This window comes from Dietzia sp. CW19, assembly GCF_014145265.1.
GTDB lineage: Bacteria > Actinomycetota > Actinomycetes > Mycobacteriales > Mycobacteriaceae > Dietzia > Dietzia natronolimnaea.
On record NZ_JAALEE010000072.1, the window covers coordinates 2,146 to 9,709 of the forward strand.

General features: G+C 69.2%; 8 protein-coding genes, 4 tRNA genes and 1 pseudogene. 7 read left to right on the plus strand and 6 right to left on the minus strand.

The annotated features are described in order from the left end of the window. The 4 genes and pseudogenes from G6021_RS17070 to thrS form a co-directional block, all read right to left on the minus strand. A pseudogene (locus G6021_RS17070) lies at nucleotides 1–219 on the minus strand (phosphatidylinositol mannoside acyltransferase); the annotation flags it as partial. Further along, nucleotides 216–860, minus strand: a complete 645-nt coding sequence (gene pgsA, locus G6021_RS02620; RefSeq protein WP_182610601.1) for a phosphatidylinositol phosphate synthase — start codon at nucleotides 858–860, stop codon at nucleotides 216–218. The gene pgsA and the pseudogene G6021_RS17070, both read right to left, overlap by 4 nt. A 14-nt stretch (nucleotides 861–874) precedes the next feature. Continuing rightward, nucleotides 875–1,453, minus strand: coding sequence for an HIT domain-containing protein (locus G6021_RS02625; RefSeq protein WP_182610602.1), 579 nt, complete (start codon nucleotides 1,451–1,453; stop codon nucleotides 875–877). Beyond that, entirely contained in the window at nucleotides 1,450–3,537 is a 2,088-nt protein-coding gene (gene thrS, locus G6021_RS02630) for a threonine--tRNA ligase (protein WP_182639283.1), read from the minus strand. The genes G6021_RS02625 and thrS overlap by 4 nt, the downstream gene beginning before the upstream one ends. Before the next feature lie 173 nt (nucleotides 3,538–3,710). On the opposite strand from thrS, the gene G6021_RS02635 reads away from it, so the two are divergent. Continuing rightward, nucleotides 3,711–4,373, plus strand: a complete 663-nt coding sequence (locus G6021_RS02635; protein WP_182639282.1) for a DsbA family oxidoreductase — start codon at nucleotides 3,711–3,713, stop codon at nucleotides 4,371–4,373. A 77-nt stretch (nucleotides 4,374–4,450) separates the two neighbouring features. Here the strand turns inward: G6021_RS02635 and G6021_RS02640 are convergent. After that, nucleotides 4,451–4,522, minus strand: a tRNA-Val gene (locus G6021_RS02640). A gap of 279 nt (nucleotides 4,523–4,801) precedes the next feature. Between G6021_RS02640 and G6021_RS02645 the strand changes: the two genes are divergently transcribed. The 5 genes from G6021_RS02645 to G6021_RS02665 all read left to right on the plus strand — a co-directional run bounded on the left by G6021_RS02645 (nucleotide 4,802) and on the right by G6021_RS02665 (nucleotide 6,036). Further along, nucleotides 4,802–4,874, plus strand: a tRNA-Gly gene (locus tag G6021_RS02645). A 48-nt stretch (nucleotides 4,875–4,922) separates the two neighbouring features. After that, nucleotides 4,923–4,996: transfer RNA gene (locus G6021_RS02650), tRNA-Cys, on the plus strand. A gap of 28 nt (nucleotides 4,997–5,024) precedes the next feature. After that, nucleotides 5,025–5,099 (plus strand) — tRNA-Val (locus tag G6021_RS02655). 110 nt (nucleotides 5,100–5,209) lie between these two features. Further along, complete coding sequence (locus G6021_RS02660) at nucleotides 5,210–5,440, plus strand: hypothetical protein (RefSeq protein ID WP_179525389.1); 231 nt, start codon at nucleotides 5,210–5,212, stop codon at nucleotides 5,438–5,440. 26 nt (nucleotides 5,441–5,466) lie between these two features. Continuing rightward, nucleotides 5,467–6,036 (plus strand): GNAT family N-acetyltransferase, encoded by a 570-nt coding sequence (locus G6021_RS02665; RefSeq protein WP_338404200.1) that lies wholly within the window; start codon nucleotides 5,467–5,469, stop codon nucleotides 6,034–6,036. A 4-nt stretch (nucleotides 6,037–6,040) separates the two neighbouring features. Here G6021_RS02665 and zapE read toward each other — a convergent pair whose 3' ends face one another. Next, entirely contained in the window at nucleotides 6,041–7,057 is a 1,017-nt protein-coding gene (gene zapE / locus G6021_RS02670) for a cell division protein ZapE (protein WP_179525390.1), read from the minus strand. A gap of 50 nt (nucleotides 7,058–7,107) precedes the next feature. Between zapE and G6021_RS02675 the strand changes: the two genes are divergently transcribed. Then, on the plus strand, nucleotides 7,108–7,564 hold a 457-nt coding region (locus tag G6021_RS02675; RefSeq protein WP_182640611.1), incomplete at its 3' end, for a dihydrofolate reductase family protein.

The window sequence follows — 7,564 nt, forward strand, 5'->3', positions numbered from 1 at the left end:
GAAGGAGTCTCGGACGAGGTCGTCGGGGACCTCCGCGGGGGCGACCCCGAGGACCCGGGACAGGTTCTTGCGGAGCTGGGAGTCCTCCCCTTGACGTCGGGCAGCGACGTCGGCTCCGGTCCGGAACAGGGCCCGTGCCACCGGTTCGGGGAGCGCGCGCACCAGAGCCCACCCCGCGGCGTACCCGAGGTCCGAGGCCCGCTGGCCCAGCCGGGTCATCGGTCGCCCGCCGTCGGTGACCCGAGCCGGTCGAGCCGCCCGAGGTGGTCGGCCCGTCCGCCCCACACCCTCTGGAGGACCGTGATGAGACTGCCCACCGCGACCACCGTGATCGCGATCTCGAGGGCCCAGGGGACGCCGAGACCCTCCAGGCCGGCACCGAGCAGGATCAGGACGAGGCGGTCGGCGCGTTCCATCAGACCGCCGGGCGTGCGCAGACCCCCGGCGTCCGCGCGGGCCTTGGAGTAGGACACGACCTGGGAGAGCACGAGGCACGCCAGCAGCATGCCGAGCGCGTACTTGTTGTCCGGTTCGGCGTCCACCAGCCACCACAGCAGGGACGCGAGGATCACACCGTCGGCCACCCGGTCCGACACCGCGTCGACCAGCGCGCCGTAGGGGGACCCGCCGTCACCCGCCCGGGCGACCGCCCCGTCGACCAGGTCGAGCAGGGTGCACAGGGCGATCACGATCGCCCCTGCCACCAGGTGGCCGTTGCCGAAGAGCGCGACCGCCGCCGCACAGGTCAGCACCAGCCCGGCCAGGGTGATGCCGTTCGCGGTGACCCCGATCCGGACCAGGAACGTCGCGAAGGGGTGTGCCACCTTGGTGACACCCGACCTTCCGAACTCGCTCAGCATCTGTTCCCCCGCAATCAGGTGTGGTCGGGCCCGGGCACGGTCGACCACGCCTCGGCCAGCAGTTGTCGGGTCTGACGGAGCAACTGGGGCAGCACCTTGGTTCCGCCGGTCACCGTAATGAAGTTGGCGTCGCCGATCCAGCGCGGCACGACGTGTTGGTGCAGATGATCCGACAGCGAACCCCCCGCGGCGCTGCCCAGGTTGAGCCCCACGTTGAACGAATCCGGTCGGGACACGGCCTTGACGACCCGGATCAACTGCTGGGTGTACGACATCAGCTCACGCGCCTCGTCGTCGTCGAGATCCTCCAGGTCGGCCACCTTGCGGTACGGCACCACCATGGCGTGCCCGGGGTTGTACGGGTACAGGTTGAGTACCACGTAGACATGGGCGCCACGGGCGACCATCAGGCCGTCCTCGTCGCTCATCCGGGGGATGTCGAGGAAGGGCTCCCCGGTCATACCCTCGGCGGGCTCGGGCGTCGACTCGGCGATGTACGACATCCGGTACGGGGTCCACAGCAGCTGCAGGCGATCCTCCCCCACCCCGTACTGGCGGTACCCGTCCGTCGGGGTCGGTTCCCGGGGCGTCACACCCGCTCCGCCGTGGGCACGTCGTTGCGCCGCGAGTTGATCCAGTAGACGATCTTGTCCATCGCGGCGTTCCGGGAGACCCCGTTGAGCTGGGTGCCGTCGGGGAACCGGAAGCTCACCGCGCCCGCCTCGACGTCCCGGTCGCCGGCCAGCAGCATGAACGGGACCTTGCCGGTCGTGTGGTTGCGGATCTTCTTCTGCATGCGCTCGTCCGCGAGATCGAGTTCGGCGCGGATCCCGCGGCCGCGGAGTTCGTCGATCACGTCCTCGAGGTGCTTCTCGTGGGCCTCGGCCACCGGGATCCCCACCACCTGCACGGGCGCGAGCCACGCCGGGAACATCCCCGCGTAGTGCTCGAGCAGGACGGCGAAGAACCGTTCGATGGACCCGAAGAGCGCGCGGTGGATCATCACCGGGCGCTTCTTGGTGCCGTCCGCGGCGTTGTAGGTGAGGTCGAACAGCTCGGGGAGGTTGAAGTCGAGCTGCACCGTGGACATCTGCCAGGTCCGGCCGATCGCATCGCGCGCCTGGACCGAGATCTTGGGTCCGTAGAAGGCCGCCCCGCCCGGGTCCGGGACCAGCTCGAGACCCGAGTTGGTGGCGACCCGTTCGAGCGTCTCGGTGGCGCGCTCCCAGATCTCGTCACCGCCGACGTACTTCTCGGGGTCCTTGGTCGACAGCTCGAGGTAGAAGTCCTCGAGGCCGTAGTCGCGCAGCAGCGAGATGATGAAGGACAGCACGGAGGCGATCTCGCCCTCCATCTGGTCCTCGGTGCAGTAGATGTGGGCATCGTCCTGGGTGAAACCGCGCGCGCGGGTGAGCCCGTGGATCACGCCCGACTTCTCGTACCGGTAGACCGTGCCGAACTCGAACATCCGCAGCGGTAGTTCGCGGTACGAGCGACCGCGGGAGTCGAAGACCAGGTTGTGCATGGGGCAGTTCATGGGCTTGACGTAGTAGTCCTGCCCCGGCTTGGTCTCCCTGCCGTCGGCGTCGTACTCCGCGTCCAGGACCATGGGAGGGAACATGCCCTCCGAGTACCAGCTCAGGTGCTGCGACTTCCGGAAGAGGTCGCCCTTGGTCACGTGCGGGGTGTTGACCAGCGAGTACCCGGCGGACAGGTGGCGCTTGAGGGAGTGCTGCTCCATCTCGTTGCGGATGATCCCGCCACGGGGGTGGAACACCGGGAAGCCGGAGCCGATCTCGTCCGGGAAGCTGAACAGGTCGAGTTCCGTACCCAGCCGCCGGTGGTCCCGCTTCTCCGCCTCGGCGAGGCGATCGAGGTAGGCGTCCATCGCCTCGGTGCTCTCCCACGCCGTGCCGTAGACGCGCTGGAGGCCGGCGTTCTTCTGGTCGCCGCGCCAGTACGCCGCGGAGGAACGGGTGAGGGTGAACGCGGGGATGAACTTGGTGGTGGGGGTGTGGGGCCCGCGGCACAGATCCGACCAGACCACCTCGCCCGTGCGCGGGTTGAGGTTGTCGTACGCGGTCAGTGCGCCGGCCCCGACCTCCATGATCTCCGCGTCCTCGAGGGCCTCGGCGCCCCCGGCGTCGCCGGAGTCCGCCCGTCCCTTGTCCTCCACCAACTCGAGCTTGTACGGCTCACCGGCGAGCTCGGCGCGGGCCTCGTCCAGAGAGGCGTACTCGCGCCGGGCGAAACGCTGGCCCGATTTGATGATCTTCTTCATCCGCTTCTCGAGGTCCTTGAGGTCCTCGGGAGTGAACGGCTCGGCCACGTCGAAGTCGTAGTAGAAGCCGTTCTCGATCGGCGGGCCGATCCCGAGCTTCGCCTCGGGGAACTTGTCCTGGACGGCCTGCGCCAACACGTGGGCGCAGGAGTGTCTGATCACGGACCTGCCGTCCTCGGTGTCCGCGCGGACGAGTTCGACCTCGGTGTCCGCCTCTGGCGCCCACGACAGGTCGCGCAGCGCGCCACCGGGGTCGCGCACCACCACGACGGTCTCGGGGCCGCTCTTCGACTGCAACTCCCGCTCGGCGAGGATCTTGCCCGCTGGCTCTCCCGCCGGAATGACGGTGGTGGTCACGGTGCCCGCACCCGTTGCGTCGACGTCGGCTTCCGGCATGCGGTTCTCGGACACGGGGGTCTCGGACACGGGGGGCGATCTCCTCGGCAGTGGATGACGGGTGACCGTGGGTCACCCGTGACGGCGCACCAGCTCCGGTGACGGACCTGGGCCGGTTCATGCTACCCGGCGCCTCGCGGAATCCCGGACCGCCTCGGGCCGTTGTACCCGCCATGCGCATAGACATCTGGTCCGACGTCGTCTGCCCCTTCTGCTGGATCGGCAAACGCCATCTGGAGTCCGCACTGGAGGCCTTCCGGGCAGACCACCCCGACACGGACGTCGAGGTGGTCTGGCGGGCCTTCGAACTCGACCCCGCAGCGCCGCGGCACGGCGAGAGCGGCGTCGACGAGTCCAGCGCACAGATGCTCTCGCGCAAGTACGGCATGCCGCAGGCGGAGGCGGAGGCCACGCAGGAACAGATGGCGGGACGGTTCCGGGAACTCGGATTGGAGTTCGACTGGCGGTCCGCCACGATCTCCTCGACCTTCGACGCCCACCGGCTGGCGGCACTGGCCGCAGACCACGAGAAGGCGGACGAGATCGACGAGGCGTTGCGCCGCGCCCACTTCACCGACGGCGAGCGCCTCTCGGATCCGGCGGTCCTCAGGCGCATCGGTGTCGAGGCCGGGCTGCCCGCCGACGCGGTCGACCAGATGCTGTCCGGGGACGGGTTCGGCGAGCGCGTCCGTGAAGACGTGGAGGCCGCCCGTGGGATCGGGGTGCAGGGAGTGCCGTTCTTCGTCTTCGACGGCAGGCTCGCCGTGAGCGGTGCACAGCCCGTCGAGGTGTTCGGCCAGGCCCTGGAGCAGGCTGTCGCCGGACGGCAGGACTGACTCGGCGCACCGGCTGGCCCGGATACGAACGCAGCCCCCGTCTCCCGGTCACCGGGGCGGAGGCTGCGTGTGCGGTGTGGTCCTAACTGGGTTCGAACCAGTGACCTCTCCGGTGTGAACGGAGCGCTCTTCCACTGAGCTATAGGACCGCGCGTGGCCCGATCTCTCGATCGGCACCGGAACACTGTAGCAAGCCGGACCCGCGGCCCCAATTCGGGGTCGGCGAGGCGCCGGAGCCGTGTCGGTGCCGTGCCGGTACCGTGCCGACACGCGTCCGGAGGGCCGGTGCGCGCTGGGCCGCAGAACCCCGGATCAGGGCGTCCGTGCAGGTGGAACCCGGTTTCCGGCCCCCGATTTGTGTTCCAAGTTCGGCGTCGGCTAATGTTCATTCTCGCAACGCGGTGAGCAACAGCGAGCCGGGGAGCAGTGCGGATGTGGCGCAGCTGGTAGCGCATCACCTTGCCAAGGTGAGGGTCGCGGGTTCGAATCCCGTCATCCGCTCGGAGGGATCGAGGAGCCAGGAGTCCTCACCGGGCTCGATACCTTTTCGGTGGAGTGGCCGAGTGGTGAGGCAGCGGCCTGCAAAGCCGTCAACACGGGTTCGATTCCCGTCTCCACCTCCACGCCGGAGAGATCCGGTCGGTGAATCCCGCGCGATTAGCTCAGCGGGAGAGCGCTTCCCTGACACGGAAGAGGTCACTGGTTCAATCCCAGTATCGCGCACCACGACACACGCCCCGGCTGACCGCCGGGGCGTCGTGCATTTCGGCGGGATCGCTCCCTGTTCGGTACGTGCCCGTGCTCGCCGCGTGATGAGGATCACTCATCATCGGGGTATGTCCACTGCGCACAGACTGCCCCACACGGCGACGGTCGACTCGATTTCCCTGGAGGACGTCCGGGGGCGGGTCGTCGACCTCCGGCACACCACGGGCATCCTCGTCGACCTGCGCCGCACGGCCACGGACACCTACGAGGTCACTATGGTCCTCGGAGGCGGAGACGACTCGGAACGGCTGGTGATGTCCGGGGTGGGTGGGACCGAGAACCTGCACCTGCATTCCTGATCCCCGCGCCCCGCTAGTCTCACGGGGTGATCGCCAGCGTCGAACCCACCGTCGAACCCGCAGTCGCGGCAGATCTCGGCCCGATTGCCGCGCTGGCAGCCCGGACGTTCCCGCTGGCGTGTCCCCCGGATCTCCCCCGGGACTCGATCGACGCCTTCATCGCCCGGCATCTCTCCACCGGCGCGCTGAGTGTCCATCTGGTCACCCCCGGGCACGAACTCCTCGCGGCCAGGACGCCGGGTGGGCGACTCGCCGCATACGCCCTCCTCGTGGACGGGATCGAGATGGACCCGGCCTGCGCCGATCAGATCCTCCACCGACCCACCGTCGGGATCAGCAAGCTGTACGTCGACCCCGGCCACCACGGTTCGGGCATCGCGGCCCTGGTTCTCGACGACGTCGTCCGGAGGTGTGCCGGGAGGGGCGCGCGAAGTCTGTGGCTCGCCACCAACGTGGCCAACACCAGGGCACGCCGGTTCTACGCCAGGCAGGGGTTCGCCGAACGGGGAACGCGCACGTTCGACGTGGGCGGCGTGTCCAACACCGACGTCGTCTACGAGAGGGAGCTCGGTGGGAGGGCCCCGGGTCAGGACTGAGCGTTCAGCCGCCGACCGTCTCGAAACGCGACAGCGCGAGGAGCCGGGACGTGGCCCGCAGGTACTTCTTCCGGTAGCCGCCGGCGATCATCTCCTCGGTGAAGATCGCGTCGAGCTTCTCCCCCGAGTTACGGACGGGGATCCCGGCGTCGTACAGGCGGTCCGCCAGGACGACCAGACGCAGGGCGATGGCCTGGTCCGGCAACGGAGCGACGTCGCGCAGGCACACCCTGGTCACCCCGTCGACGAGGCGGTTGTACTTGGACGGGTGGAGGGTGGCCAGGTGCCCGCACAGCGCGTCGAAGTCGTCCAGCGTCGCCCCGGGGTCCGCGCCGGCGTCCGCCTCGAGCTCCGCCTCGGACATGGGGTCCGGCGCCGGAGGAAGATTGCGGTGACGGTAGTCGGGGCCGTCGACTCGGATCGACTCGAAGATCCCCGACATCTTGCGGATCTCGCGCATGAAGTCCTTGGCCGCGAACCGCCCCTCGCCGAGCTGCTCGGGAAGGGTGTTGGAGGTGGCGGCCACGCTGACGCCCGCCGTGGTGAGCTCCGCGAGCAGCCGGGACACCAGCATGGTGTCACCCGGGTCGTCCAGCTCGAACTCGTCGATGCACAGCACCGAGTGACCGGACAGCTCCTCGACCGCACGGTTGAACCCGAGGGCACCCACCACGTGGGTCAGTTCGACGAACGTGCCGAACGCCTTGGGCTCGGGACAGGTGTGGTAGATCGAGGTCAACAGGTGGGTCTTGCCCACACCGAACCCGCCGTCGAGATAGATCCCCGCCCCCTCCACCGACTTGGGTCGACGCCCGAACAGTCCCTTCTTGGGGGAACGACGGGTCACGACGCCCTCGGCGAACTCCCGACACGCCTTGACCGCGGCGGCCTGGGAGGGCTCGGCGGGGTCCGGGATGTAGGACTCGAAACTCACGTCATCGAACATCGACGGCGGGACCATCTGTGCCACGAGTTGGTCGGCGGGGACCACCGGGGTGACGTCAACGAGGCGAGAGACCATGCGATGAGCCTATCGTGGGGCGACAGGCGTCAGAACGGAAGGAGCCCCAGGTGCTGTCGACCCGACCCCCCGCGCTCGACGACGACCCGGCTTCGCTCGACGCGATCTGGACCGCCCTCCAGCCGGACCAGCCCACGGGCGCCCCGATGATCCGTGCCGTCATGATCTCCTCCATCGACGGGACCACCACCGTCGACGGCCGGAGCGGGGGCCTGGGAACGCCCACCGACCGCCTGGTCTACGACGCCATGCGGGCCCGCGCCGACCTCGTCCTGGTGGGGTCCGGGACGGCGTTGGCCGAACGCTACGGTCCCGCCGTGGTGAGCCCGGTCTGGACGGACCGGCGCACCGGACCCGCGCCCACCGTCCTCGTCCTCACCAGGTCGCTACCCGATCGGCTGATCGACCTCTGCGCCGGCACCGACGACCGGGTCCGGATCGCCGCGGCACACGAGGTGGGTCGTCAGCGCATCGAGGCCGCGCGGGCGCGGGGCGTGAGAGTGCACG

Excerpts from the sequence above, each read along its gene's own strand:
- pgsA (WP_182610601.1), bottom strand. The coding sequence starts at position 860 with ATGCTGAGCGAGTTCGGAAGGTCGGGTGTCACCAAGGTGGCACACCCC.
- thrS (WP_182639283.1), bottom strand. The coding sequence starts at position 3,537 with ATGCCGGAAGCCGACGTCGACGCAACGGGTGCGGGCACCGTGACCACC.
- G6021_RS02635 (WP_182639282.1), top strand. The coding sequence starts at position 3,711 with ATGCGCATAGACATCTGGTCCGACGTCGTCTGCCCCTTCTGCTGGATC.
- G6021_RS02660 (WP_179525389.1), top strand. The coding sequence starts at position 5,210 with ATGTCCACTGCGCACAGACTGCCCCACACGGCGACGGTCGACTCGATT.
- zapE (WP_179525390.1), bottom strand. The coding sequence starts at position 7,057 with ATGGTCTCTCGCCTCGTTGACGTCACCCCGGTGGTCCCCGCCGACCAA.